The sequence below is a fragment of the Stenotrophomonas sp. GD04145 genome (assembly GCF_029835135.1).
Lineage (GTDB): Bacteria > Pseudomonadota > Gammaproteobacteria > Xanthomonadales > Xanthomonadaceae > Stenotrophomonas > Stenotrophomonas maltophilia_P.
Map to the genome: position 1 here is coordinate 165,063 of NZ_JAODZG010000004.1, position 24,059 is coordinate 189,121.

Genomic DNA, 24,059 nt, shown 5'->3' on the forward strand with positions numbered 1-24,059 from the left:
TCAGGCCTCCGCCAGCAGGTAGCCGACGCCGCGGATGACATGGATCTCCACGCCAGCGCCCGCCTGTTGCAGCGCCTTGCGCAGTTTGGAGATGTGCGCATCCAGCGCGTTGGACTGGATCTCGTCATCGAAACCGTAGACCGCCGCCTCCAACGCGCTGCGCGTGACCGTGCGCCCTTGCCGCATCGCCAGCGCCTGCAGCACCAGCACCTGGCGGCGCGGCAGTGCCAGCGTCTGGCCCTGCACCTGCGCCTGCAGCGATTCGAAGTCGAATTCCAGCTGCCCGAGCCGCAGGCTGGGGGTGACCATCGCCGATGGCCGACGCGATACCGCGCGGATGCGTGCCATCAGTTCTTCGATCGCCACCGGCTTGACCAGATAGTCATCGGCACCGACATCCAAGCCCTCGACCTTGTCCGACAGCGTGCCCTTGGCGGTCAGCATGATCACCGCCAGATTCGGCCGCAACGTGCGTGCGGTGGCGACGAAGGTGGCACCATCGCCGTCCGGCAGCTGGCGGTCGAGCAGCATCAGCTGGTGCACCGGTTCGCGCAACGCGATGGCGGCTTCGGCGAGGCTGCCGACCACGTCGGCGACCACGCCCTGCCGCTCCAGCCCGGACTGCAGGGCCCGCGAGAGGTCGGGATCATCTTCGACCAGAAGAATGCGCATGGAGGTCTCTGCTGCGGGAAACGGTTCGGATCATTGTGCCAGCCAGGGCCCGGTCGCGCTCCGTATGCATCGACGCAATGTTGCGACAATGTTGACACCGCAGCATGCAGCCTCATCCCCTGCAAAGCTGTCGATCGATGCCCTTGTCGCCCTCTGCCCTGCTGCGCCCGATGCTGTTCTCCGCCGTGCTGTCGATGCCGCTGCTGGCCCAGGCGGCGGAACAGACACCCGGCGTGAAGGCCGGGATCACGGTCGGCGCGACATCGGGCGCCTACGCGCACTACGACGTCAAGCCATTGGTCGTGCCCGCCCTCTCCTGGCAGGGCGAGCGCTTCTTCGCCAGCCCCGGCTCGCTGGGCATGTACCTGTACAAGGGCCAGGGCCTGCGCCTGTCGGCGGCGCTCACGCCCTACACGCTGCGCTTCAAGACCGATGACGTGAACGATCCACAGCTGCGCCGCCTGCACAGCCGGCAGATGTCGGCGATGGGAGGCATCAATGCCGAATACAGCGCCGACTGGGGCATCGTCGAAGCCAGTGTGATGCGCGAGATCAGCGGCCATGGTGGCGGCCTGGAATCAAGCCTGTACTACAGCTATCCGCTGCAGGCCGGTCGTTTCACCTGGGTGCCGAGGGCCGGAGTGGTGCATTCCAGTGCGCGCCTGCTCGATTACTACTACGGCATCAGCGACGAGGAAGCACTGCGTTCGGGCCTGGCCGCCTACAGCCCCGGCAGCGCCACCTCGCCGAGCGTGCAGATCGCGGTCAGCACGCCACTGGGCAGCAGATGGCGCGCAACCGGCGTGGTGGCCAACCAATGGTTCGGCGATGCGGTCAAGGACAGCCCGATGGCGCGCCGTGGCAGCCAGACATCCGCCTTCATTTCCCTGATGCGTTCGTTCTGACCGAGCGCTCCCCGGAAGAGGAATCCCCATGGCCTCCCCCAGCCCCGCAACCGATGCGCACGCGATCCTGCGCGCCCCCGATCTGGACAGCGCCGAACGCGCGTATCTCGGCCTTCTGCCGGACCTGGACCACGTCGATGCGCTGACCCGTCGTGCAGTGGGCCTGTCGAAGGTAGCCGACGCGGCACGCGGCTACGCCCTGTCGATGACCCTGATCGGCCTTCGCCTGCAGGAACTGGAGATGGGTGAGCCCTGCGCGACGGAGCACCGCCAGGCAACACTGCGCAGCCTGCGCCAGGCCTTCAGCGCCTGACCGCCACCCAGAACGGCACCCGTACGCAGCCGATGCGGGCCACGCGTGTCCGAGTGTGCGGCATGCCGGCACGCAGGTGCGCCATCAGCGGCAGGTCGTCCAGGCCAGCACGGCACACAGGATGGCCACCCAGACCACGGCCTTGAACGTGCCCGCCAGCATGTTGCCGCCGAACAACAGTTCGAGCAGCGGGTTGGGCCTGGAAACGGGAACGTGATCGCTCATTGCAGCTGCTCCTTGTGATGGCCGCGATTGCGCGGTCGCCGCAATTCTACGCCTGCCCGGCGCGGATTCATCGGCGCCTGGCTGCGTTTGGCGGCTCGATCCCGGTGTTCGTCGCAGGCCGGCTGTGGTCCCGGCGGCGAAGTGCCAGTCTGCCTGCACTTTCCCCCTGGAGCACCGTGCCATGCCGATGCTTGCCCTGTTGCTACTGTGCGCTGGCGCGTTCGGTCACGCCACCAGTGCCGACGAGCCCGTGCTGGTCGATCTGCCCCTGCAGTCCGGATCATCGACGAGGTTGGCCCAGCCCGCCATGCAGCGCGAACTGGAACCTGCCAGCCTGCGGCTCTTCCACCTGCGGCAGGATCGACTGCTGCGGGTGGGACAACAATGCCTGTCGCAGGAACAGGCCGATGGCCATCGCGAAATCGTCGGCGAGGCACGCATGATCCAGCTGTGGGAGCGTATCGATGGGCACTGGCGGATACGGCGGACGCTCGTCATTGACCACCGGGCCACGCGGACGTGACATCACGCGGCCATTGCATGCGCCCATGAAAAAAGCCGGCGATGGCCGGCCTTTCGTATTACCACCGCTGCACCGGCAGGGCCGGGAGCCAGGTGGTGGGCGGTACAGGGTTCGAACCTGTGACCCCTACCATGTCAAGGTAGTGCTCTACCGCTGAGCTAACCGCCCATCGTGTTACTGCGGCCCGCCAGCGGGCCTCTTTACGTAAAAACCCGGCGCCAGGGCCGGGCTTTCAATTCACGACCGCCCTCTTTCGAGAACGTCGTGGTGGGCGGTACAGGGTTCGAACCTGTGACCCCTACCATGTCAAGGTAGTGCTCTACCGCTGAGCTAACCGCCCGTTTGGGGTCTGAACGTCCGCGAATGCGTCGGTGCAGGCCGCGTATATTACGGATGCCGGCCCGGAAGCGCAACACTTTTGTGAAGACGTGCGGCACTGTCGCGTTCAGCCCAGGCTGGCCTCCTTCAGCTGTCGGATCTGGTCGCGGACGCGGGCCGCGTCCTCGAATTCCAGGTCCTTGGCGTGCTGGTACATCTGCTGTTCCAGAGCCTTGAGACGCGCCGCCAGCTGCGCCGGCCCGAGCGCGCGGTAGTCGGCCACATCCTCGGCCACTCCAGGCCTGCCCTTGCCTTTTCCCTTGCGCGATTCCTTCTCGGCCGCTTCGGATCGGGCACCTTCCAGTACGTCGGTGATCGGACGCGCCACCGAGCGCGGAATGATGCCGTGCTCTTCGTTGTACTCGACCTGCTTGGCGCGTCGGCGGTCGGTCTCGTCGATCGCGGCCTGCATCGAACGGGTCACCTTGTCGGCATACAGGATGGCCTTGCCGCGCACATTGCGGGCCGCACGGCCGATGGTCTGGATCAGCGAACCGGTGGAACGCAGGAATCCCTCCTTGTCCGCGTCCAGGATCGCCACCAGCGACACCTCGGGCATGTCCAAGCCCTCGCGCAGCAGGTTGATGCCGACCAGCACGTCGAACTTGCCCAGGCGCAGGTCACGGATGATCTCCACGCGTTCAACGGTGTCCACGTCCGAGTGCAGGTAGCGCACGCGGATGCCATGCTCGGTGAGGTACTCGGTCAGGTTCTCGGCCATGCGCTTGGTCAGCGTGGTGACCAGCACGCGGTCGCCAGCCTTGATGCGCTCGTTGGCCTCGCTCATCAGATCGTCGACCTGGGTAGCGACCGGGCGGATCTCCACCATCGGGTCGATCAGGCCGGTCGGCCGCACCACCAGCTCGGTCACTTCGTCGCCCGACTCGCGCATTTCATACGGGCCCGGCGTGGCCGACACGTAGATGCTGCGCGGCGAGCGCGCTTCCCACTCCTCGAAACGCAGCGGGCGGTTGTCCAGCGCCGAGGGCAGGCGGAAGCCGAATTCGACCAGGGTTTCCTTGCGCGACCGGTCGCCCTTGAACATCGCGCCGATCTGCGGAATGGTCACGTGCGATTCGTCAATCACCAGCAGCGCGTCGGCCGGCAGGTAATCGAACAGGGTCGGCGGTGGTTCGCCCGGGCCCTTGCCGGTGAGATGCCGCGAGTAGTTCTCGATGCCGTTGCAGTAGCCGACCTCGGCCATCATCTCCAGGTCGAACTGGGTGCGCTGGGCAAGGCGCTGCGCCTCGACCAGCTTGTTCTGTGCGTAGAGCTGCTCAAGCCGCTCCTTCAGTTCCACCTTGATGGTCTCGATCGCCGCGAGCACGCGTTCGCGGGTCGTCGCATAGTGGGTCTTCGGGTAGACGGTGAAGCGCATCAGGTTGCGCAGGGTTTCGCCGGTGAGCGGATCGAACATCGTGATCTTCTCGACCTCGCCATCGAACAGCTCGATGCGCAGCGCCTCGCTGTCCGACTCCGCCGGGAACACGTCGATCACTTCGCCGCGCACGCGGAAAGTGCCGCGCTGCAGCTCGTATTCGTTGCGGGTGTACTGCAGCTGCGTCAGATGATTGATCAGGTCGCGCTGGTCGATGCGTTCGCCCTTGGACAGAATCAGGCGCAGCGACAGGTAATCCTCGGGCGCACCCAGGCCGTAGATCGCCGACACGGTGGCCACCACGATCGCGTCGGGCCGCGACAGCAGGGTTTTGGTCGCCGCCAGCCGCATCTGCTCGATGTGCTCGTTGATCGAACTGTCCTTCTCGATGAAGGTGTCCGACGACGGCACATAGGCCTCGGGCTGGTAGTAGTCGTAGTAGCTGACGAAATACTCCACCGCGTTGTGCGGGAAGAACGCCTTGAATTCACCGTACAGCTGTGCGGCCAGCGTCTTGTTCGGCGCCATGATCAGCGTCGGCTTCTGGATCTGCTGGATGACATTGGCGATGGTGTAGGTCTTGCCCGAGCCGGTCACACCCAGCAGCGTCTGCTTGGCGATGCCGGACTCGAAATTGCTGGTCAGCTTCGCGATGGCGTTCGGCTGGTCGCCCGCCGGTGAATACGGCGAGACGAGTTCAAAACTGTCGCTCATGATGTTGCCAGATCCCGGGAACGGCCAGTATACGGGGCATCCGGTGACGGCCGGCTGAGGGGAAGCCGGACACCCCGACGCGCCAACCTCCAATGGAGACCGGCCGGCGGGGCCGGCAGGCTGGGGGCATGCTCCAGACCCTCTGCAACCACCCCGCGCGCAAGGCCCGGGGGCTCCACCTGCCTGAAATGCTGGTGGTCCTGATGATCCTGTGCGTACTGCTGGCTGTGGCCTGGCGCCCCTGGCAGCGCGCGATGCGCCAGCTGCAGGCCGAATCCCTGCGTGCCCAGCTGGTCGGCAGCCTGTCGCTGGCGCGCAGCACCGCCATCACCGAGGGACGCCCGGTCACCGTGTGCGGCTCCGGCGACGGCAGCCGCTGCGACAACCGCTGGAGCCAGGGCTGGCGCGTTCAGGTTGAGCCGCGGGTGGCCAGCGGGGGAATGACCACCCTGCTGCACACCCAGGAGAACCGCCATCGCCATGTGGAACTGCGGGCGAGCGACCATCGCGCCCACATCCGATTCCGCGCTGACGGGCGCAACGCCGGCACCAACCAGTCCATCGTGCTGTGCGTGCAGGGCCTGGAACACAGCCGCGTGATCATCAACATCCCCGGGCGGATCCGGAGCCTGCGCCCACGCCTGCCTACGCCCTGCTGATCCGGCGCGGCATGCCCCAACGAAAAAAGCCGCGATTGCTCGCGGCTTTCTCGAAACTGGCGCCCGAAGTTGGACTCGAACCAACGACCCCCTGATTAACAGTCAAGTGCTCTAACCGGCTGAGCTATTCGGGCGGGGTGCGCATTCTAGCCAATTCCAGAAGCGGGGTGCAAGCCCCTTCCACACTCACCGCTGCCGTCTACCAGCACTCCGGGTTGGTCTTGCTGTCCGGCGTCTTGCGGCCCGCCTGATCGAGTTTCAGCGTGCCGCACGCGTCCTTGTCCTGGCCCGTTTCCGGAACCGCCTGCAGGGTATAGGTCCCGGCGGTCGCCTTGCCGTCGAATGATATGGCATAGCGGGCCGAGCCCTGCCGCGGCGACTGGCTGAACGGCAGCGAGAATCCGTCGTAGCTGTTCTGCACGGTGTGATGCCGCTCCAGCAGCTGCGCGATCTCGACCAGGTCAGCCTTGGCCATCGCGCGGTGCGTCTTCAGCACATGTCGCTGGTAGGAAGGCAACGCCACGGCCGCAAGCACCGCGATGACGGCAACGGTGATCATCAGTTCGATCAGGGTGAAGCCCGTCACCTGCTGTTGTCTGCTGGATGTGCGCATGGCAGCTCCCGTATTCCTGGTAGTCATCGGATCTGGCGCCACGACTGGCGACCACAGGCACGCTGGCCATACGCGGTATCCGCGCCCGGCGTGTTCAGAGCCACGATGCAGCGGTCCAGCGATCCATCGACCGTGCACTTCGGATCGCTGGGATCGCAGCCCTTCAAGGTGGTGCTGTTGACATTGGTGGACAGCACGGGCGCACCGGTTGCGATGTCTCCGCCGCGGGTCAGCGCACCGGCACCGCAGTTGGCGCCGCACAGCGCGTTTCCGCCGACCTCGTCGGTCAAGCCGCTCATCGCCGGCTGGCCGGTCAGCATGTTCAGGCGATAGCGCCAGTTGGTGCCGCCGCCGGTGCCGCAGACCGCCTGCCCGGGCACATAGGTGGTGAACATCACCGCGCCGCCCTGCAGCGTCGGATAGCCGAAGAAGCGCTCACCCTCCACATCGGAACCCACGATCAGGTCGACGTACCAGCCGCGCTTGCTCGCGTAGTCCACGCCGTTGCCCGACACGTCACGGAAGCCGGCACCATTGGCACTGACGGTCTGCCCCACCAGCGAATCACGGCTGGAAATGGCAGTGGAGAGGTTGTCCCAGAGCCCATACAGCGTCTGCACCGGCGAATTACGGGTCACTGCATTGTCGTCAGCGGTGAAGTAGCGACCGGTACCGAAGAACAGGCTGACGCCACCGCCCGGCCCCGCCGAGACTTCGATCGCGCCGGTAATCGGCTGGGCGACAGCGCTGCGCACTGCGGTGAACAGCGGCGTGCCATTGAGGGCCACATTCCAGGCGCTGGGATCACCGCCACGCAGGTCGAAGCGCCACATGTTGCCCTGCATGTCGCCGCCATAGACGGTATCGGCCAGGCCACTGCTGTTGTGCAGTGCTACCGCGGTGACATGGTTGAGGCCATTGGCGACTGCGTACTTGCCCGCCGTGGGGTACACGCGCTTGAGGATCTCGCCGGTGCTGATGTCCACCACATAGAGCACCGGTCGGCCGGTGCTGGAATTGACACCGTTGCCGAACAGGGCGACGAACCGGGGCGGACTGTCCGCGTTGGGGCCGGCGACGGGCACCACGACCGGCTTGCCCATGACGAAGCCCAGGTCCGATTCGGTCTTGCCGGAAATCTCCCAGAGCACGTTTCTGGCGGTGAATCCGGTCGGATTGCTGATATCCAGGGCGAACACCGAACCGTTGCCCACTGCCGTGGCCGACGGCCCGCGCGACGCGCCGCCGCCGCCGGTCGAACCGACCAGTACCGTGCGCCAGGCATCGCCGTAGTAGACGTCCGACGAGGTCAGTCCGCCATCCACGTAGTAGCGATGACCATAGGTAGGGTTGGCCAGCTCCGCCATGTGCTGCAGCGAGGCCGATGGAATGAAGGCGAACTGCTCGCTGCCCGCCGAGGTGCCGGTGCTGGCATTGAAGCCATGCAGCATGCCGTCGTTCGCACCGACGTAGACCATCGAAGGTGGGCCACCGTTTGCCACCTTGGTCGCCAGGTAGGCCCGATAGCTCAAACCGAGCGTGGTCTTCCAGCTCACTCCCCCCTGCGCCTGCCACGAGGTGAAGCCGTAGTCGTCCTTGTTGGACACAATCTCCACGCTGGAATTGACGATATCGCCGAGCAGTGAGCTGCGCGGGCGGAAACCGCTCACCGGTGAGCCGCGCAGGTAACTGACCAGATCCGCCACGGTGTGCGAACCGAACCAGTTCGGCACCGTGTTGAGCCCCATGTTGCCGAGCTTCTCGGCGCGATCACGCCCGGGAACGTTGTCGGCGGTGAAATCGGCCGCTGCCACCGGCACCAGTTGGTTGGACGTGTTCACATAGGTGGGTGCGGTCGACATCACGATGGTCCGCCCGGAGGCGCTCATCTTGGTCGACGCACGCCACAGTTCAGCGCCGGCGCCTCCGGTGCTCGTGGTCTGGCTGGCGATGACATCACCGGTCCAGTCGTTCGAGCCCGACGGCACCGTGTAGTGCGCGGACACGGTGAAGGAGCCGGCGTTGACACGGGCGCCGGTGCCGCTGCCACCCACCGGGGCCTCGCCAGCCGCAGCGCTGTCGAAGATCGATTCCAGCGCGGACTTCAGCTTGGCCGGATTGCGCGCCAGGAAGTAGTTGTCCGGTACACCCGGCACCTTGCTGTCCCACTTCCTGCCTTCCGGCACGCCGTACTTGGCGGCGTACCACAGCGGGCTTTCCAGCTGCCCAGCCTGGCCGGTACCCAGTTTGTAGCGCATCACGACCGCGCCGGTCCAGGTAGCCGGCGGATCGGCGCTGGTGCTCAGCACAGAACCGTTGCGGTTGCCGGGGCGCAGCACCAGCCGCTGCACGTTGTCAGCCGCATTGGAGCCCACGATCGTGTAGCCGGTCAGCATCGCGTTGCCTGCATAGGCGGACAGGTTCTCGATGCGGACCAGCACTTCGTCTTCGCCGACCTTGTTGCGAACGGCGTTGTTGCTGCATTCACCACTGTTGGAGCGCCAGCAGATGTTGCGGAATGGCGTCGTGCCACCGTCGCTGCAGGTGCTGCCAACGCAGTAGCTGAGCATGGAGACCACGTCGTTGTCGTGGTCATTGCCCCACAGCGAATCCTCCCAGACCAGCGAGAAACTGCCGGCCTTGCCATCGGCTCGGTAGTCACGGCCATAGACGTAGTTCGGCGATACCGCTGATCGCTTGGTGCCGACGCCGACCGAGCCGAGGAAACAGCTGCGCCAGCCGCTGCTGTTAATGCCCGCTCCTTCGGTGTTGTTGGCCTGGCACAGGGGGGCCAGGGTGATCTTGCCATTGCCCACCGGAATCTCGAACTTCGGCAGGCTCTCAGCCATGGCCACGGTGTAGGTGGTGGCGGTCAGCTTGTAGGTGTTGGGTTTGTCCTGCACGCCCGGACGCAGATCGGTCTCGGCAGCGGCCTTGGCCAGCCCCGAGATCAGGTAACTGCCTTCCGTGGACGGCACGTCCGGGCAGATGCCGCGCACGAGCGAAAGGCCTGTCACCTTGACCGCACGGCAGATGTCCTCATGGGTGTTGATCGAGGCATAGCGATTGGTCAGGCCGACACGGCCTGCCATGTAGCTGCCACCGGTGATGTTCTCCTGGTTGCCGATCGCATCGGTCGCCGCCGCTGCCGTGGTCAGGCCAGTGACCGTACCGATGTTGTCGCTGTCGAAGGACGGCAGGCCCGAGGACATCACCAGGATGTTGCAGGTAGCGCAGTAGGAGTTGCCGCCGTCGTTCGGCGAGCGGTACGGATCCTTCCAGGCCACCGAATTGGGCAGGCCGCTGAGATCACCGCTGGCGCTGTAGATTCCCTTCGTTTCTCCCTTGATGTAGCGCAGCGCTTCGGCATACATCTCCGCCAACGGATTGCCCCAGGCGCTGCACTTCTTGGATGCGTTGCCCGGGTCGGTCAGGTTGCCCCGGCCGTCGAAGCCCTGGCGATTCAGGATGCTGTAGTCGTCACAGTCAGTCCATTTGTCCTTCCAGTTCCACTGGTCGATGCGGAAGTTGGAGATCGTATTGATGATGCCCTCGGCCCCGCCCGTCAGCGTGTTGCAGAACTGGCCATTGGACAGGTTGATCTCGTCGCCGGCTGCGCAGAAGGTCGTGCCGTTGCCGGCGATCTTGCCGATGTTGCGACGGACCACGCCGCCATCGCGCGGATTGACATAGGTGCCGGTGACCAGACCAAACCGCAGACGGCCACTTTCACCATAGGACTGCAGCAGTCCCGCCGGTTTCAGGTAGTCCCGGGTGCCGTCGTTGTACTTGCGGCAGAACGCTTCCTGGAAGGTTCCAGAACCGGTGGCGCAGACTTCAACCCGGACATTCAGGTCGGCCGCGACCGATCGGGGGGAGTCATCCTTGCCCTCGTCGCTGCGCCCCACGATGCACTGATAGCCGGCAGTCGAGGCCCATTCACCCCAGCTGCCACTGGCAACGCGCATCAGCGGTGCGCCGGTGGCACTGATGCTGGCATTGCAGAACGACATGGTCGTCTTGTACGGGGTGAAGTTGTTGATGTCGGCGCCGCTGTACACCTTGACCCAGGCGTGCAGGTCGTTGGGAATCTGCGCCCGCTCCAGCACCGTCTTGCTGGCGGTATCGGTGATGCGATGGCCGCCGTACAGCACGTAGCGCATCACATCCAGGCGGCTCATGGTCGCCCAGTTGAGGAAGTTGCCGGACCAGGTACCCGAACAGGTGTGTCTCTGCGTGCCGGTCGCCTTGGCCGTGGCCTTGAACTGGCTGCTGCTGTACGTGTAGCAGAGATTGGAGTCGAAGTACCCGGAGTAGTCGAATTTGTCCTGGTAAGTGGTGTCGAGCGTGCCGTCCTCGTCCAGATCGCTGTAGTCGCTGTAGGCCTTGTTGAACAGCTGCTCGTCGCGCGACATCACCATCATCATCAGCGGCGGCTGTGTCTTCTTGCTGTAGAGCGGCTCCTGCGCGATGTCATAGTCGCCAAGCGCAGCGAACAGCGGATAGACCAGTGCGCCCACGCCCACCAGCACGGCAGCGGCGGTGCCTGCACGCAGCCACGGGGAGGAGACAAGGCGGGAGAATCGGCGCGGAGTATTCATGGAATGAAGATCGTGTCGATGACGGCGCTGGAAGAAGGATTGGCCGGATCGTCACTGGCCAACACGGTGATCTGGTAGATGTTCTCGGTCTCTTCGTTCTTGCGCCGCCCCAGGCCCAGCGGCCCGACCGGCACGCATTTGTCCAGGCGGCGGGTATTGATCGCCGTTGCCGTGGTCTTGCCATCGGCCCAGGTCGCCGGGTCGAACACCGGGCTGCACTCTTCCTGGTTGGCCTCGAAGATCTTGCCGCTGTCGATGACAGCCTGGATCGCCGCTTCCTGCGAACGCACGTCGGCCTCGGCGTTCTGGAACGCCTGGTTCGAGCGCAGGTAGTTGGCGGCCATGCGTTCCTGCATGCCGGTCACCTGCATGCCGGCGATGCCGATCAGGGCCAGCAGGATCAACATGATCAGGGCGACATACAGCACCGCGCCGCGCTGTTGGCGGTGCGATGCGAAGGAGGGGGGGCGCGGGCGCGGATGCATGGTGGCCTCAGTTGCCGAAGAGGCGATTGCGGAGGGCGATGGTGGTCTGGTAAACGGCGCGCATGCGGCCGTCCTCGGGCGCGGTGAATGTCACGCCCATCGAGGTCAGTACCGCATTCTGGTCGGCCTGAGGGGCTGCCGAGGGATCGGGACTGGCCATCACCAGGCCCATCTGCACGGCGCCCACGCGCCGCCAGGCGTTGATGTTGGGATTGGCCGATGCCTGCACGGTGGCAGCGGTACCCTGGCGATCAATGAAGCCGGTCGGGTAGGCACTGGTCAGGCGACGATCCTGGCCGTACAGCAGCTGCATGTTCTCCACACCCTCCACCAGGGCCTCCGGCGCGCCGGCGACCAGCGCACCGTTGGGCGTGGCGTTGAAACGCACACGGTACAGTGAGGAACGTGCGCTGGCAGCGTCGTAGCCCACGTAGTACACAGCGCTTTCCGCACGATGCAGCATCGCCTGGCCTGCGGTCACCGGACGGATGAAGTTGCTCGCATTGTTCGGTGCATCGCCGAAGGTGATCGTGCCCCCTGCCTTGTCGATGCTGCGCGCCTGGAAAACGGTGGCGCTGGCGCAGTCGGCAGCGCCGTACAGCCCGGAATCGGCAACGCCACTCTGCAGCACGGCGAGTCGCGCCTTGTCGAAACTGAAAACCGGCTGCGCGACGGTACCGCCGGAAGCCGTGACCGGCACGCCGTCCGGCATCAGGTATCGCAGGGCGACGATGTCGCTGCCGTTGACCCGGTTGGGCAGCGCCGCAGCGAATTCATCGGGCAATGCGGGTGTGTAGGCGGTGCCGCCCGTCGCCGGAGTGGCCGGCAGCGTCACCGCATCGCCGGGCGCCGTATCGGTCGCCTCGTAGCCCTGGATGGATCGCTGGAAGTCCAGAGCCGGATGAGGCGTGGCCGCGAACGTCGTAAACAGCGAGACGCCATCCGGCGACTGCCGGGCCTGATCGTTGACGCAGCCGAAATGACCTGCCATGCGCAGTTCGCGCTGTAGGGTATCCATGGCGAAGCGACTGTTCTCCTGCACGCGCGCCAGGCCATCGGACAGCTGATAGGCAGCACGCGAGGCCGCGAACACCTGGACGACACCGAGCATGACGATCACGCCGATGGTCAGCGCGATCATCAGTTCGACCATGGACAGGCCGGCCATGCGCCGGGCCGGGGAAGGCACGCGCATCACAGGCGGCTCCCGGCACTGAAGGTGGTATCGCTGGCGTCAGCGTTCCAGCGCTCGTCACCCCACGTCACGCTGACCGTGTACTGGGTGCCGGCACGTGCGACCTTGGCCGTGGCCCCATCCCCCAGGGCCTTGCCGAGACGGCAGGTCCAGTCCAGGGTGAACGCGTCCTTGCCGATGTCGTTGCCGACCGGTGGCAGGCAGTTCTTGGCCGCGGTGGTCGCGGTGTAGTCGCCCACGTAGGACGGTGCCATCGAGCGGTTCATCCGCAGCTGATCAAGCATTTCGTAGGTCAGGTTGGTCGCCTGGGTGCGATAGTTGGCGCTCTGCACGAAGCGCACGTTCATCGTCTGCAGCAGTGCGAAACCCAGCAAACCGACCCCCAGCACCAGGATCGCGATCAATACCTCGATCAGGCTGAAGCCGCCCTGCGCGTTGCGCGGGGAACGGAAACGGGGCGTTCTCACTTGCAGTCCTCCTTCAACAGACGCACCTGCCCGGTCGGGGACAGGCGAAGCGTGCGCTGCAGCGGCTGCTTGCCGCAGTTGTCCGGGCGCAGCGTCAGGTCGAGCGTGGCATTGGCGCGATTGCGGCCCCGCGGGTCGAAACTCACCGACAAGTCGGGCGTACCGACGGCGACCAGCGCCGAACGCCCGGGGCTGTAGCGCAGGACGGTTTCGCCGGCACTGAGCGCGCCGTCGCCGTTGCTGTCGGCCCAGACCAGCCAGCCATCGGTCCAGCTGTCGCCATCACAGGACGTGCCTCCGGCAGAGGCACACACCCCGCCGCCCCTGCGGTTCTTCACCGCTTCACTGCGGGCCAGCGCCATCGACGCGATGAGGTCATTGCTGGTGGTGGCGATGCGGTTGGAGCGGATGGTGCTCTGGAAGCTCGGAAACGCGATCGTCGCCAGCACGCCCAGCACGACCACCGCGATCATCAACTCAACCAGCGTGAAGCCGTTCTGCCGGCGCAAAGACATGTGGACGCTCCCCAGCGTATTGATCGCCACCATGGGCCATCACCCTGCCGCCAGCAAGCGGCGGCAGGATGAACGGTCAATCCGGGGCGACGGGCGTCAAACGCTTGACGAACCGCCCTTCCCCACCGCTGCCGGCGCGATCCCCATCGCGCCGGCACGGTCTCAGGCCAGCACCTGGTAACAGGGCTGGTACTCGCCGGAGATCTTCATCCGGCGCTGCTCGACGAAGGCGCGCAGCAGCGCGTCCAGGGCCTGCATCATGTCCGGGTCACCGTGGATCTGGAACGGCCCGAACTGCTCGATGCGGCGCATGCCATCCTCCTTCACATTGCCGGCAACGATGCCGGAGAAGGCACGACGCAGGTCCGCCGCAAGGGCATGCGGCGCACGCCCATGGTGCAGATCCAGTGCAGCCATGGCCTCATGCGTCGGCACGAAGGGCTGCTGGTACTCCCACGGAATCTCGATGGACCAGTTGAAGAAGAACGAATCCTTCTGCGCCAGGCGATGCTCGCGCACGCGCTTGATGCCGGCGGACATCTTCCTGGCCACGGCAACCGGGTCGCCGATGATGATCTCGTAACGCTCTGCGGCGGCATCGCCCAGGGTCAGCCGGATGAAGCGGTCGATCTGTTCGAAATACGGCGCAGCCACGGTCGGGCCGGTCAGGATCAGAGGGAACGGCAGGTCCTTGTTCTCGTCACGCAGCAGGATACCGAGCAGGTACAGGATCTCCTCGGCGGTGCCGACACCACCGGCAAACACGATGATGCCGTGACCGATGCGGACGAACGCCTCCAGGCGCTTCTCGATGTCCGGCATGATCACCAGGTGGTTGACGATCGGGTTGGGCGATTCCGCGGCGATGATGCCCGGCTCGGTCAGGCCGATGTAGCGGGTCACCGTCTTGCGCTGTTTGGCGTGGGCGATCGTGGCCCCCTTCATCGGGCCCTTCATCGCACCCGGTCCGCAACCGGTGCAGATGTCCAGGCCGCGCAGGCCCAGCTCGTAGCCTACCTGCTTGGTGTACAGGTATTCATCGCGCGAGATCGAGTGACCGCCCCAGCAGACCACCAGGTTCGGGTCACCGGGGTTGAGGATGCGGGCGTTGCGCAGCAGGCCGAACACCGCATTGGTGATGCCTTCGGAAGACTCCAGTTCGGCCGCGTAGGCCGGGCCCATTTCGATGGCCATGTACGCGAGGTCGCGGACCACGGCAAACAGCAGCTCGGCCACGCCGCGGATGATTTCGCCATCGACGAAGGCCATCGCCGGCGCGTTGACCAGGTCGATGCGCACACCGCGATCCTGCTGCGCGACCTGGATGTCGAAGTCGGGATAGAGATCGCGCGCCGCGCGCGGATCATCCGACGCACTGCCGCTGGTCAGCACAGCCAGCGCGCAGCGGCGCAGCAGCTCGTGCATGCCGCCGCCGGAGGCGTCGCGCAGGCGCGCCACTTCTGCCCGCGACAGCACATCCAGCCCCCCGCGCGGGTAGATCCGCGCGTCCTGTACCGGCAGCGCACGGGCCGCCTTTTCGTTCGTGGTCATATCCAACGTTTCGCTTCCTTCAAGGTTTCCGACTGTACTGCCGCCCCCTTAAAAAGCAAAACGGCCGGGAATCCCGACCGTTGGATGTGTGCTGACCGCGTTCGCCATTCCGGGACCGCATCTGCGGCATCGGCGCCGCGCACGAACCCGGATGCTACGCCGATGTCGTGGCCACTGCAAGAACTTTCACCCGAACGGGAAACGGCCGGGTTGCCCCGGCCGTTTCCGTCTACTGCGTGATGTTCCGACGGATCAGAACTTGTACTTCAGGGTCAGCTGCATCGACCAGCGCGACACGGCAGTGTTGCCCTTGTCGTTGTTGTTTTCCTGGATCGCGGGGTTGTCGGTGGAACCGGTGAACGAGTACACGTACTTGCCGGTCGCCGGGTCGATACCCGCGTAGTTGGCGACGCGACGGGTGGCGTAGAAGCCGTAGTCGTCGATCAGGCCCCACTTCTTGTTCAGCAGGTTGCCGACATTCATGATGTCCAGCGCGATCTCACCCTTGTGGCTCTTCACGAAGCCCGGGAACTCCTGGCTGATGCGGACGTCGAAGGTGTTGATCCACTTGGCACGGTGCGAGTTGGCCGGGACCACGCTGCCACGGTAGGCATCGAGCTCCGGATTCTGCGCCAGCCAGTTGAAGAAGTCCTGCTCCATCTGCGCGCTCTGCACGAAGCGACCACCGACCACCGAACCGAACAGCACGTCACCCGGGCCGCTCGGCACATAGAACAGATCGTTGGTGGTAGCACCGTCGCCGTTGGCATCGTTGTAGAAGATGTAGCTGTACGGACGGCCCGAACGACCTTCGTAGAACAGGCCGACGCGGGTGGCGTTGTCACCGAAGAAGTTGTGCTTCCACTCCAGGGTGCCGGTGATGCGGTCCTTGATAGCGTAACGCGAGTCGTAGGCCACGTCTTCGTTGGCGTTGAAGATCAGCGTGTTGTTCCAGTTCGAGGTGTTCTGCGAGCTGGTCAGCGGGCTGACTTCCTTGGACTTGGTATAGGTGTAACCCAGCGACCAGCCCCAGTTCTCGGTCAGCGGCTTGGCCAGCGAGAAGGTAGCCTGCGTACCACGCCCCTTGTCGGTGTTGCGCATGACCAGCACGTCGCCGATGTCGCTCGGACGGTTGGCACGGTCGGTGGCACGGTTGGTGCCGGTGGTCATGCCGAAGTTGGTGCCACCCGACATGCGGCTGTTCGCCGGATTACGGCCATTCGCATCCCAGTAGATCGCACGACCGTCCTGGCCGTAAGCGGTCGGCGCCGAAACGTCGAGACGGTCGAAGTAGATGCCGTCCTTGACCTTGGTCATCAGGACTTCGGCCGACGCCACGATGCCGTACCACGGCAGCTCATGGTCGAACGCCAGGTTGGCCTTCCACACCGACGGCAGGCGGGTGCCCGGGGCGATGATATCGACGTTCTGGCGCGCAGCTGCGGGGCCACCCGCCGGAATGTACGGATTGTTGCCGTCCGGGGTGAAGCCGCTGGTCAGGTTGCGCTCATCGTACTCGATGTAGTTCAGGCCGGTGTTCTGGTAGGCACCCGCCAGCCACACGTTCGGGGCAGCGCCGCCGAACAGGCCCACGCCACCACGCAGCTGGGTCGGGCGCTCGCTGTCGAAGGTGTAGTTGAAGCCGACGCGCGGCTGCACCAGGTTCTTGTCGACCAGCTGGGTGTTGTTGAAGCCGTACAGCTGCTCGATGCGCGGGTTGTACAGGCGCTGGCTGCTGAAGTCAGGCATGTCGACGCGGACACCGAACATCAGGCTCAGGTTGTAGTTGATCGCCCAGGTATCCTGGACGAACACACCGGTGTTCTTCAGGGTGAAGTCTGCCGGGATATCACTGCGGCTGCCGCCGGCGCGCGGGGCACGCAGCTGGTAGCGCGCGATGCGACCGTTCAGGAAGTCCTCGACGCTGTTGAACTCGTAGACGCCGTTGAGGTTGCGGCCGTAGAAGTTCATCAGGTCGTTCTTCGAGTAATCGAAGCCGAACTTGACGGTGTGATCGCCGATGTACCAGGTACCGGCACCGAAGGCGCTCAGTTCCTTCGATTCCACGATGTTGACGTGCGTGTTCTGCTCGGTACCGACGTACAGCGAGTCGTTACCCGAACGGATGCGGATCTGCGGCATGTCGACCAGCGGAACGCGGTTGGCCGAGTAATCCTTGTGCGAGACCTTGAACTCGGTCGAGAAGTTCTCGGACCAGTCGCTGAACAGTTCGCCCATCCAGGTTTCGTATTCGGTCGGCTGCTGGTACCAGAAGTTGCTCAGCGAGATCGCACTGGTGCTGACCTGCGGGAAGCGGACGACGTTCTGCTCCATCTTGTTGTAGCGCAGGGCCGCACGGTGGTTTTCATTGATGTTCCAGTCCAGCTTGACCGCGTACTCTTCGATTTCGGTCTTGCTGTTCGGTGCCGTCAGGCTGCCCGGGTCATAGCCAAGTCCACCCAGGAAATTCTGGACGTCGGTGATCTGCTGCTGGGTGATGGTGCCCTTGCCGATCGGGGTGTCGCTCAGGCTGATGCCAGCGGCCGAACGCTCGTACTTCTCGTAGTTGCTGAAGAAGAACAGCTTGTCCTTGACGATCGGGCCGCCGAAGGTCATGCCGTAGGTCTTCTCGTCCTCGAAGCCGTTGAACTTCTCGCCACGCAGTTCCTCGCGGACCATGTCCTTGTCGCGGTAGGAACCGTAGACAGTGCCATGGAACTCGTTGGTACCCGACTTGGTCACGGCATTGATCACCGCACCGGTACCACCGGCGATGGTGGTGTCGTAGTTCGCGAGATCGATGTTGATCTCCTGGATGGCATCCATCGACACCGGCTGACGCTCGGTCGGCAGGTTGTTGGAGCCCAGGCCGAACGGATCGGAGGCACTGATGCCGTCGATACGGATCGCGTTGTAACGGGTGTTCTGACCGCCAGCCGAGATCGCGCCGTCAGCCTTGCTGACCTGCGAGATGCGCGGGTCCAGGCGGATGTAGTCCTGGATGTTGCGGTTGGCCGACGGCAGCGCGTCCATCGTTTCGCGGGTCACGTTCGAGCCGGTACCCATCTTGGTGGCGCTGAAGATGTCCAGGCCGCCCGCGGTGGCGACAACGTTCACGGCGTCCAGGTTGGTGGCCGCCACGTCGCCGGTCAGGTTGGCATTGACGGTGTTGACCTGGTTCAGGTTCAGGTAGACACCCTCTTCGGTCTTGGTGCCTTCACCCGGCTTGGTGATGGTGATGGTGTACGGACCACCCACGCGCAGGCCGCGCGCGTTGTAACGACCCGACGCATCGGTCGTGGCGCGCGAAACGGTGCCCGACTCGGTGTGGGTGATGGTGACTTCAGCACCGGCGACAGGCTGGCCTGCGGCGGACACGACCTGGCCGCCGACACCTGCAGAGGTGCTCTGGGCGAAGGCGGGAGCGGCAGCAAGTGCGGCCACGAGACCAAGGGTGAGCTTGGACATCCGGAGTGGGTGGGTCATCTAGGGTAGCCTCGATACGAGTTGGCGATGGCGGAAAAAAAAGGCGCATCCAAGCGGCCTTGCGGGTGGCCGACTGGACAGTGATCTGGGGTTCCCGACCGTGTTGGCTGAAGGCAGCCATAACGGTTAACACTAGATTAACACGCTACGCCATCAATGTGACGGTTGTGCGACAAACGGCACCGGATCGCAACGCAATCATGACGGGATCTTCATCCCGCCTTACGTCGCCCTTCACCCTGCCGGGCGTGCGCTGCCTGCATCCAGGATCTGCCCCCGCCAGGCCGAGCCGGCGCTGGACAGCAGGGTCACGGCCGCGGCGGCGGCGGCCTCGGGCCCCTGCGCAGCCGGGTCCTGGTCGATCGAGTAGGCACGGGCGCGCAGGGCCGTGCGCAGGGGCCCCGGGTACAGGCCGCTGACCCGGACCGGACTGCGGCCCAGCTCATCATGCAGGCTGGCGATCAGGCCGCGCAGGCCATGCTGGGCGGCGCCATAGCCTCCCCAGTAGGCCTGCCCCACCCGTTCCGGGGCATCGACCGTGAACACCAGCGCCGCATCCTCGCGCTGGCGCAGCAGCGGCAGGCAGGCCTGCGCCAGCCAGGCGGGTGCGGTCAGGGTGACGTGGACGGCGCGGGCGAAACTCGCCGGGTCGGCCAGTTCGAACGGGGTCAAGCCCGGGAAATGGGCGGCGCAGACAAGTAGCCCGTCCAGTCGCCCCAGCTCCGTCTGCAGCGCCTGGGCAAGGTCGGCGTAGTCATCTGGACCGGCCCCTTCCAGATCCAGCGGATACAGCAGGGGCTCGGGACCGGCTGCCTGCACCTGGGCATAGACCCGGTCCAACCGGCGCGGCTTCCGCCCCAGCAGGACCACGGTCGCGCCTGCGCTGGCGGCGGCCACCGCGGCGGCACTTCCGAGGCCACCACCGGCACCGGCCACCAGCACCACGCGGTCCTGCAACGGGCGGCCATCGAGCGCCCCGTTGGTCGGTGACGTCGATGGCTGCGCACTCATCCCAGGGTCGCCTCTTCGACGATGCGCTTGAGCTCGCCGGATTCGAACAGCTCCATGATGATGTCGCAGCCGCCGATCAGCTCCCCGTTGATGAACAGCTGCGGAAACGTCGGCAGGTTGGAAAAACGCGGCAGGTTCGCGCGGATTTCCGGCTCCTCCAGCACGTTGACGGTGCGCAGGGAGACGGCGCCGGCAGCCATCAGCGCCTGTACGGCGCGGCTGGAGAAGCCGCACGTCGGGTATTGCGGGGTGCCCTTCATGAACAGCACGAGCGGGTAACGATCGACCTCGGCCTGGATTTGCTGCATTACCGCCACAACCACACTCCTTGCTTCGCCGGACAAACCGACCGCGATGGTCGGCTAGACTGCCCAAGGTAGCCGCCATTGTAAGCGGATGGAACCGGCTGCCGCCGCCCCTCTGGCCACGAACCTGTCCATGCCCGTCGAACTGCCTGCCCTGCCCTACCTGTCCGGCTCCCTGCAGCCCCATCTTTCCGCGCAGACCGTGGAACTGCATCACGGCGGGCACCACCGTGCCTACGTCGATACGGTCAATGCAGGCATCCTTGGTACCGAATGGGAAGAGGCCTCGCTGGAGGAGATCGTCCGCCATGCCCAGGGCGCTCTGTTCGACGCCGCGGCCCAGGCCTGGAACCACGGGTTCTATTGGCAGTGCCTGCGCCCGCGCGGCGGCGGTGAGCCGCAGGGACGGCTGGGCGAGCTGGTCAAGCGCCAGTTTGGCGACGTGCAGCGCCTGCGCGAGGAGTTCAACCGCACCGCGCTGGGCCTGTTCGGCTCCGGCTGGGTGTGGCTGGTGCAGCATCCGGGCGGCCAGCTTGGCATCCAGGCCACCCGCAACGCCGGCACCCCGCTGACCGGCGACAGCACGCCGCTGCTGTGCTGCGACGTGTGGGAACACGCGTACTACACCGACTACCAGAACGACCGCACGCGCTACCTGGAGGCATTCTGGCAGCTGGTCAACTGGGAATTCGCCGAGAGCCGGCTGCGCTGAGAACATCCGCCGGGCGTGGCCCGGCAGCACCGGGCCATGCCTGGCGACACGGCGGGCATCAGGCGCTCTCGTGCGCCGCCACCGCATCCATGACCCGGGCCGAGTACACCAGTGCCGCGCCCGCGTTGAGCGAAACCGCCACCCCGAGCGCCTCGGCGATCTCCTCGCGGCTGGCGCCCTGCTTGAGCGCGGCGTCGACGTGCACCGTGATGCAGCCGTCGCAACGGGTGGTCACGGCGACCGCCAGCGCGATCAGTTCGCGGGTTTTTGCATCGAGATGGTGGGTCTGGGCACCGGCATTGGCCAGAGTGGCGTAACCCTTGATGGTATCCGGCGAGAGCTTGCCGATCTCGCCGATACGGCCCTTCAGTTCCTTGCGGTATTCGTTCCAGTCGAGCATGACGATGACTCCGGGGAAAGGAGCCTTACGCTATCACCCTGGTTGATGCGCCGATGCGTGCATCGGCGCGTCACAGCGTTGCGCTTCCGCGTCGCGGTCAACCGCGCAGCGCCCGCACCGCCGGTGCGACCTGCAGCTGGCGCCCCAGTGCCTCCCCCACCTGTTCCAGTGCCGTGGCCAGTGCGCCGGCCTGGTCGTCGCGCAGCGTGGCGTGGCCCACCTTGCGGCCTTCACGGGGCTGCTTTCCATAGTCGTGCCAGTGGCCGCCTGCCTGGGCCAGCACCGGCGCCGGGTCCGGCATCTCGCCCAGCCAGTTGAGCATGCAGGCGTGGCCGAGCATGCGGGTACTGCCCAGCGGCAGGCCCAGCACGGCGCGAAGATGATTCTCGAACTGCGAGGTCTCGCTGCCTTCGATGGTCCAATGGCCGGAGTTGTGCACGCGCGGCGCCATCTCGTTGGCCAGCAGTTCGCCGTCGCGGCAGAACAGCTCCAGAGCGAACACGCCCACGTACTGCAGATGCTCGGCCAGCCGTCGGGCATAGCCGATGGCGGCATCCTGTTCGGCGGCCGACAGCACAGCAGGCGCCACACTGGCCGAAAGCACGCCATCCACATGCCAGTTGCCGGTCACCGGCCAGGCCTGGAAACCGCCGTCACGGCCGCGCACGGCCACCACGCTGACCTCGCGCTGGAAAGCCACAAAGCCCTCCAGGATCAGGCCGGTGTGCTCGACCTGGGCGCCCAGGGCCTGCCAGGCAGCGTCGATGTCAGCTTCGCTGCGCAACCGGAACTGGCCCTTGCCGTCATAGCCGAGGCGACGGGTCTTGAGGATGCACGGCAGGCCGAACGCGGCCGCCTTCGCGGCGAGCTCCTCGCGGCTGCGGATATCGGCGAACGGCGGCAGCGGAATGCCCAGCTGCTGGAACAGCGTCTTCTCGCTCAGGCGGTCCTGCGCTACAGCCAGCGCTGCGGGCGGCGGATACACCGGCACCCGCTCGGCCAGCCACTGCGCACTGTCCGCGGGCACATTCTCGAAGTCGAACGTCACTACATCGACTTTGGCGGCGAAGTCCGCCAGCGCCTGGCGGTCATCGAAGGCACCGACGGTGAGCGGTGCCAGCGGCCCGCTGCAGGCGTCCGCCGCCGGATCGTACAGTTCGAAGCGCAGTCCCAGCGGCGCACCGGCCAGGACCATCATGCGGGCCAGCTGGCCGCCGCCGAGGATGCCGACAGTCAGGTTCATTGGCGCGGGTCGTCGTGGGCCATTACATCTTCGGTCTGGCGCGTGCGGAAGGCATCCAGCGCCTGGCCGATGGCCGGCTGGTCGCTGGCCAGCATCGCGGCGGCGAACAGCGCGGCGTTGGAGGCACCCGCATTGCCGATGGCGAAGGTAGCCACCGGAATGCCGGCCGGCATCTGCACGATCGACAGCAGCGAGTCCATGCCATTGAGCGCCTTGGACTGCACCGGCACGCCCAGCACCGGAACCGCGGTCTTGGCCGCGATCATGCCCGGCAGATGCGCGGCACCGCCGGCGCCGGCGATGATCGCGCGCAGGCCACGTCCGCCCGCCTGTTCGGCATAGCTGAACAACACATCCGGCGTCCGATGGGCGGACACCACCTTCACTTCAAACGGAACACCCAGGGCCTCAAGCTTCTGGGCGGCGTGCTGCATGGTTTCCCAGTCGGAGCGGGAACCCATGACGATGCCGACGAGCGGCGCGTTCGGATTGGGGGTCATTGGCCGTCACCTGCCTTAAAGACGTATTCTAGCCGTCTTCCACGCAAGACGAAGAACCATGGATCGCAAGCTGCTCGACCTGCTGGTGTCGCCGGACACCCGCCAGCCCTTGTCCCTGCTGGATGGCAAGGGCCTGGAAGCCCTCAACAAGGCGATTTCCGCCGGCGCGGTGAACAAGGCCGACGGCAACCCGCTGGCACAGCCGCTGCGCGAGGCCCTGGTCACCCGTGACCGCAAGCAGGTGTTCCGGGTCGACGACGGCATCCCGGTGCTGCTGGCCGAGGAGGCCATTCCAACCGCGCAGATCGCTGACTTCCCGGCCGCATGAGCATGCTGCCGACGCCGGATGCGGCCGTCGTCGCCGCCGATGTCGCCCGCGCGCTGGCGGAGGATCTGGGCAGCGGCGACGTCACCGCCGCCCTGCTGCCCGACCAGACTGACAACGCCTACCTGCTGTGCAAACAGGATGCGGTGATTGCCGGCCGGCCGTGGTTCGATGCCACCCACCGCGCGCTCGACCCGGACGTGCGCATTGAATGGCGCATCGCCGAAGGCGAGTCCGTCACTGCCGGTACGGTACTTGCACTGCTGCACGGCCGCAGCCGCAGCCTGGTCAGCGCCGAGCGCACGTCGCTGAACTTCCTGCAGACCCTGTCCGGCACCGCTACCACCACGGCGCGCTACGTGGCCGCCGTGGCCGGCACCGGCACGCGCATTCTCGACACCCGCAAGACCCTGCCCGGCCTGCGCCTTGCACAGAAATACGCAGTGCGCTGCGGAGGCGGGGAAAACCATCGTTTCGGCCTGTACGACACGGTGATGCTGAAAGAAAACCATATCCGTGCCGCCGGTTCGCTGGCCGCTGCGGTGGCGGCCGCGCGTCGGCAATGGCCACGGTTGCCGCTGGTGGTCGAGGTCGAAGACCTGACCCAGCTCCGTCAGGCGCTGGAGTCCGGCTGCGAGCGCATCCTGCTCGATGATTTCAGCCCCGACCTGCGCCGTGAAGCCGTACGCATCACCGCCGGCCGCATTCCGCTGGAGGTGTCCGGCAGCGTCGGCCTTGGCGGCCTGCGCTCGATCGCGGAGGACGGCGTGGACTGCATCTCCATCGGCGGCCTGACCAAGCATGTACAGGCCATCGATCTGTCACTGAAGCTGGGCCCACCGCCGGGTTGAGGCCCGGTAACGCCTGACGCAACCGCGTTGCC

23 protein-coding genes and 3 tRNA genes are annotated in these 24,059 nt (G+C 65.7%); 7 read left to right on the forward strand and 19 right to left on the reverse strand.

All coding sequences use genetic code 11. From position 1 onward, the window contains the following. Window positions 1–672 carry a response regulator transcription factor gene (locus N7367_RS04010; protein ID WP_065175867.1) on the reverse strand — a complete coding sequence of 224 codons (672 nt, stop codon included), beginning with the start codon at window positions 670–672 and terminating at the stop codon, window positions 1–3. A gap of 137 nt (window positions 673–809) precedes the next feature. Between N7367_RS04010 and N7367_RS04015 the strand changes: the two genes are divergently transcribed. Both N7367_RS04015 and N7367_RS04020 read left to right on the forward strand, forming a co-directional pair. Continuing rightward, window positions 810–1,577 (forward strand): MipA/OmpV family protein, encoded by a 768-nt coding sequence (locus N7367_RS04015; RefSeq protein WP_279941780.1) that lies wholly within the window; start codon window positions 810–812, stop codon window positions 1,575–1,577. Window positions 1,578–1,605: 28 nt separating this feature from the next. Continuing rightward, a complete protein-coding gene (locus tag N7367_RS04020) occupies window positions 1,606–1,890 on the forward strand; it encodes a hypothetical protein (RefSeq protein ID WP_279941781.1) in 285 nt (94 codons plus the stop codon). An 84-nt stretch (window positions 1,891–1,974) separates the two neighbouring features. Here the strand turns inward: N7367_RS04020 and N7367_RS04025 are convergent, their stop codons facing one another. Continuing rightward, complete coding sequence (locus tag N7367_RS04025; RefSeq protein WP_181452099.1) at window positions 1,975–2,115, reverse strand: hypothetical protein; 141 nt, start codon at window positions 2,113–2,115, stop codon at window positions 1,975–1,977. Window positions 2,116–2,302: 187 nt separating this feature from the next. Between N7367_RS04025 and N7367_RS04030 the strand changes: the two genes are divergently transcribed. After that, entirely contained in the window at window positions 2,303–2,638 is a 336-nt protein-coding gene (locus N7367_RS04030; RefSeq protein WP_279941782.1) for a hypothetical protein, read from the forward strand. Between the two features lie 93 nt (window positions 2,639–2,731). On the opposite strand, the gene N7367_RS04035 is transcribed toward N7367_RS04030, so the two are convergent. From N7367_RS04035 to uvrB, 3 genes are all read right to left on the reverse strand, one after another. Continuing rightward, window positions 2,732–2,806 (reverse strand) — tRNA-Val (locus N7367_RS04035). A gap of 97 nt (window positions 2,807–2,903) precedes the next feature. Beyond that, a tRNA-Val gene (locus N7367_RS04040) sits at window positions 2,904–2,978 on the reverse strand. A gap of 105 nt (window positions 2,979–3,083) precedes the next feature. Beyond that, on the reverse strand, window positions 3,084–5,108 hold the full coding sequence (uvrB, locus tag N7367_RS04045; protein WP_053520440.1) for an excinuclease ABC subunit UvrB: 2,025 nt from the start codon (window positions 5,106–5,108) through the stop codon (window positions 3,084–3,086). A 128-nt stretch (window positions 5,109–5,236) separates the two neighbouring features. Between uvrB and N7367_RS04050 the strand changes: the two genes are divergently transcribed. Further along, window positions 5,237–5,767: a GspH/FimT family pseudopilin gene (locus tag N7367_RS04050; protein WP_279941783.1), complete on the forward strand. Its 531-nt coding sequence runs from the start codon at window positions 5,237–5,239 to the stop codon at window positions 5,765–5,767. A 57-nt stretch (window positions 5,768–5,824) separates the two neighbouring features. Here N7367_RS04050 and N7367_RS04055 read toward each other — a convergent pair. The 11 genes from N7367_RS04055 to grxD all read right to left on the reverse strand — a co-directional run bounded on the left by N7367_RS04055 (window position 5,825) and on the right by grxD (window position 20,008). Next, a tRNA-Asn gene (locus N7367_RS04055) sits at window positions 5,825–5,901 on the reverse strand. A gap of 65 nt (window positions 5,902–5,966) precedes the next feature. Then, window positions 5,967–6,380 carry a type IV pilin protein gene (locus N7367_RS04060; RefSeq protein WP_128989571.1) on the reverse strand — a complete coding sequence of 138 codons (414 nt, stop codon included), beginning with the start codon at window positions 6,378–6,380 and terminating at the stop codon, window positions 5,967–5,969. 23 nt (window positions 6,381–6,403) lie between these two features. Then, the gene (locus N7367_RS04065; protein WP_180875622.1) at window positions 6,404–10,981 is read right to left on the reverse strand and encodes a PilC/PilY family type IV pilus protein; all 4,578 of its coding nucleotides are present in this window, start codon (window positions 10,979–10,981) and stop codon (window positions 6,404–6,406) included. Continuing rightward, window positions 10,978–11,466: a PilX N-terminal domain-containing pilus assembly protein gene (locus N7367_RS04070; RefSeq protein ID WP_065181230.1), complete on the reverse strand. Its 489-nt coding sequence runs from the start codon at window positions 11,464–11,466 to the stop codon at window positions 10,978–10,980. Before N7367_RS04070 ends, N7367_RS04065 begins: the two co-directional genes overlap by 4 nt. A 7-nt stretch (window positions 11,467–11,473) precedes the next feature. After that, window positions 11,474–12,661, reverse strand: a complete 1,188-nt coding sequence (locus N7367_RS04075; RefSeq protein ID WP_253119583.1) for a PilW family protein — start codon at window positions 12,659–12,661, stop codon at window positions 11,474–11,476. After that, complete coding sequence (gene pilV / locus N7367_RS04080; RefSeq protein WP_053516615.1) at window positions 12,661–13,128, reverse strand: type IV pilus modification protein PilV; 468 nt, start codon at window positions 13,126–13,128, stop codon at window positions 12,661–12,663. The genes N7367_RS04075 and pilV overlap by 1 nt, the downstream gene beginning before the upstream one ends. Then, the gene (locus N7367_RS04085; RefSeq protein ID WP_065181387.1) at window positions 13,125–13,643 is read right to left on the reverse strand and encodes a GspH/FimT family pseudopilin; all 519 of its coding nucleotides are present in this window, start codon (window positions 13,641–13,643) and stop codon (window positions 13,125–13,127) included. Before N7367_RS04085 ends, pilV begins: the two co-directional genes overlap by 4 nt. 162 nt (window positions 13,644–13,805) lie before the next feature. After that, window positions 13,806–15,194 (reverse strand): nucleotide 5'-monophosphate nucleosidase PpnN, encoded by a 1,389-nt coding sequence (ppnN, locus tag N7367_RS04090; RefSeq protein WP_053516614.1) that lies wholly within the window; start codon window positions 15,192–15,194, stop codon window positions 13,806–13,808. Between the two features lie 252 nt (window positions 15,195–15,446). Further along, a complete protein-coding gene (locus N7367_RS04095; protein ID WP_074901106.1) occupies window positions 15,447–18,680 on the reverse strand; it encodes a TonB-dependent receptor in 3,234 nt (1,077 codons plus the stop codon). Between the two features lie 234 nt (window positions 18,681–18,914). Next, window positions 18,915–19,691, reverse strand: coding sequence for an SDR family NAD(P)-dependent oxidoreductase (locus tag N7367_RS04100; RefSeq protein ID WP_279941786.1), 777 nt, complete (start codon window positions 19,689–19,691; stop codon window positions 18,915–18,917). Continuing rightward, a complete protein-coding gene (gene grxD / locus N7367_RS04105) occupies window positions 19,688–20,008 on the reverse strand; it encodes a Grx4 family monothiol glutaredoxin (RefSeq protein WP_053516610.1) in 321 nt (106 codons plus the stop codon). The genes N7367_RS04100 and grxD overlap by 4 nt, the downstream gene beginning before the upstream one ends. A gap of 121 nt (window positions 20,009–20,129) precedes the next feature. Here grxD and N7367_RS04110 point away from each other — a divergent pair, with 121 nt between their 5' ends. Next, complete coding sequence (locus N7367_RS04110; RefSeq protein WP_279941787.1) at window positions 20,130–20,708, forward strand: superoxide dismutase; 579 nt, start codon at window positions 20,130–20,132, stop codon at window positions 20,706–20,708. Window positions 20,709–20,766: 58 nt separating this feature from the next. Here N7367_RS04110 and N7367_RS04115 read toward each other — a convergent pair whose 3' ends face one another. The 3 genes from N7367_RS04115 to purE all read right to left on the reverse strand — a co-directional run bounded on the left by N7367_RS04115 (window position 20,767) and on the right by purE (window position 22,851). Beyond that, the gene (locus N7367_RS04115; protein ID WP_053516609.1) at window positions 20,767–21,108 is read right to left on the reverse strand and encodes a carboxymuconolactone decarboxylase family protein; all 342 of its coding nucleotides are present in this window, start codon (window positions 21,106–21,108) and stop codon (window positions 20,767–20,769) included. A 97-nt stretch (window positions 21,109–21,205) separates the two neighbouring features. After that, the gene (locus tag N7367_RS04120; protein WP_193395560.1) at window positions 21,206–22,351 is read right to left on the reverse strand and encodes a 5-(carboxyamino)imidazole ribonucleotide synthase; all 1,146 of its coding nucleotides are present in this window, start codon (window positions 22,349–22,351) and stop codon (window positions 21,206–21,208) included. Further along, window positions 22,348–22,851: a 5-(carboxyamino)imidazole ribonucleotide mutase gene (gene purE / locus N7367_RS04125; protein ID WP_053516607.1), complete on the reverse strand. Its 504-nt coding sequence runs from the start codon at window positions 22,849–22,851 to the stop codon at window positions 22,348–22,350. The genes N7367_RS04120 and purE overlap by 4 nt, the downstream gene beginning before the upstream one ends. A gap of 58 nt (window positions 22,852–22,909) precedes the next feature. Between purE and N7367_RS04130 the strand changes: the two genes are divergently transcribed. Next, entirely contained in the window at window positions 22,910–23,179 is a 270-nt protein-coding gene (locus tag N7367_RS04130) for a Trm112 family protein (protein WP_005408847.1), read from the forward strand. Further along, window positions 23,176–24,027: a carboxylating nicotinate-nucleotide diphosphorylase gene (gene nadC / locus N7367_RS04135; protein ID WP_279941788.1), complete on the forward strand. Its 852-nt coding sequence runs from the start codon at window positions 23,176–23,178 to the stop codon at window positions 24,025–24,027. Before N7367_RS04130 ends, nadC begins: the two co-directional genes overlap by 4 nt. Window positions 24,028–24,059: the final 32 nt, after the last annotated feature.

Coding starts and splice junctions, on each gene's coding strand:
- N7367_RS04010 (WP_065175867.1), bottom strand. CDS start 672: ATGCGCATTCTTCTGGTCGAAGATGATCCCGACCTCTCGCGGGCCCTG.
- N7367_RS04015 (WP_279941780.1), top strand. CDS start 810: ATGCCCTTGTCGCCCTCTGCCCTGCTGCGCCCGATGCTGTTCTCCGCC.
- N7367_RS04020 (WP_279941781.1), top strand. CDS start 1,606: ATGGCCTCCCCCAGCCCCGCAACCGATGCGCACGCGATCCTGCGCGCC.
- N7367_RS04025 (WP_181452099.1), bottom strand. CDS start 2,115: ATGAGCGATCACGTTCCCGTTTCCAGGCCCAACCCGCTGCTCGAACTG.
- N7367_RS04030 (WP_279941782.1), top strand. CDS start 2,303: ATGCTTGCCCTGTTGCTACTGTGCGCTGGCGCGTTCGGTCACGCCACC.
- uvrB (WP_053520440.1), bottom strand. CDS start 5,108: ATGAGCGACAGTTTTGAACTCGTCTCGCCGTATTCACCGGCGGGCGAC.
- N7367_RS04050 (WP_279941783.1), top strand. CDS start 5,237: ATGCTCCAGACCCTCTGCAACCACCCCGCGCGCAAGGCCCGGGGGCTC.
- N7367_RS04060 (WP_128989571.1), bottom strand. CDS start 6,380: ATGCGCACATCCAGCAGACAACAGCAGGTGACGGGCTTCACCCTGATC.
- N7367_RS04065 (WP_180875622.1), bottom strand. CDS start 10,981: ATGAATACTCCGCGCCGATTCTCCCGCCTTGTCTCCTCCCCGTGGCTG.
- N7367_RS04070 (WP_065181230.1), bottom strand. CDS start 11,466: ATGCATCCGCGCCCGCGCCCCCCCTCCTTCGCATCGCACCGCCAACAG.
- N7367_RS04075 (WP_253119583.1), bottom strand. CDS start 12,661: ATGCGCGTGCCTTCCCCGGCCCGGCGCATGGCCGGCCTGTCCATGGTC.
- N7367_RS04085 (WP_065181387.1), bottom strand. CDS start 13,643: ATGTCTTTGCGCCGGCAGAACGGCTTCACGCTGGTTGAGTTGATGATC.
- ppnN (WP_053516614.1), bottom strand. CDS start 15,194: ATGACCACGAACGAAAAGGCGGCCCGTGCGCTGCCGGTACAGGACGCG.
- N7367_RS04095 (WP_074901106.1), bottom strand. CDS start 18,680: ATGACCCACCCACTCCGGATGTCCAAGCTCACCCTTGGTCTCGTGGCC.
- N7367_RS04100 (WP_279941786.1), bottom strand. CDS start 19,691: ATGAGTGCGCAGCCATCGACGTCACCGACCAACGGGGCGCTCGATGGC.
- N7367_RS04110 (WP_279941787.1), top strand. CDS start 20,130: ATGCCCGTCGAACTGCCTGCCCTGCCCTACCTGTCCGGCTCCCTGCAG.
- N7367_RS04115 (WP_053516609.1), bottom strand. CDS start 21,108: ATGCTCGACTGGAACGAATACCGCAAGGAACTGAAGGGCCGTATCGGC.
- N7367_RS04120 (WP_193395560.1), bottom strand. CDS start 22,351: ATGAACCTGACTGTCGGCATCCTCGGCGGCGGCCAGCTGGCCCGCATG.
- purE (WP_053516607.1), bottom strand. CDS start 22,851: ATGACCCCCAATCCGAACGCGCCGCTCGTCGGCATCGTCATGGGTTCC.
- N7367_RS04130 (WP_005408847.1), top strand. CDS start 22,910: ATGGATCGCAAGCTGCTCGACCTGCTGGTGTCGCCGGACACCCGCCAG.
- nadC (WP_279941788.1), top strand. CDS start 23,176: ATGAGCATGCTGCCGACGCCGGATGCGGCCGTCGTCGCCGCCGATGTC.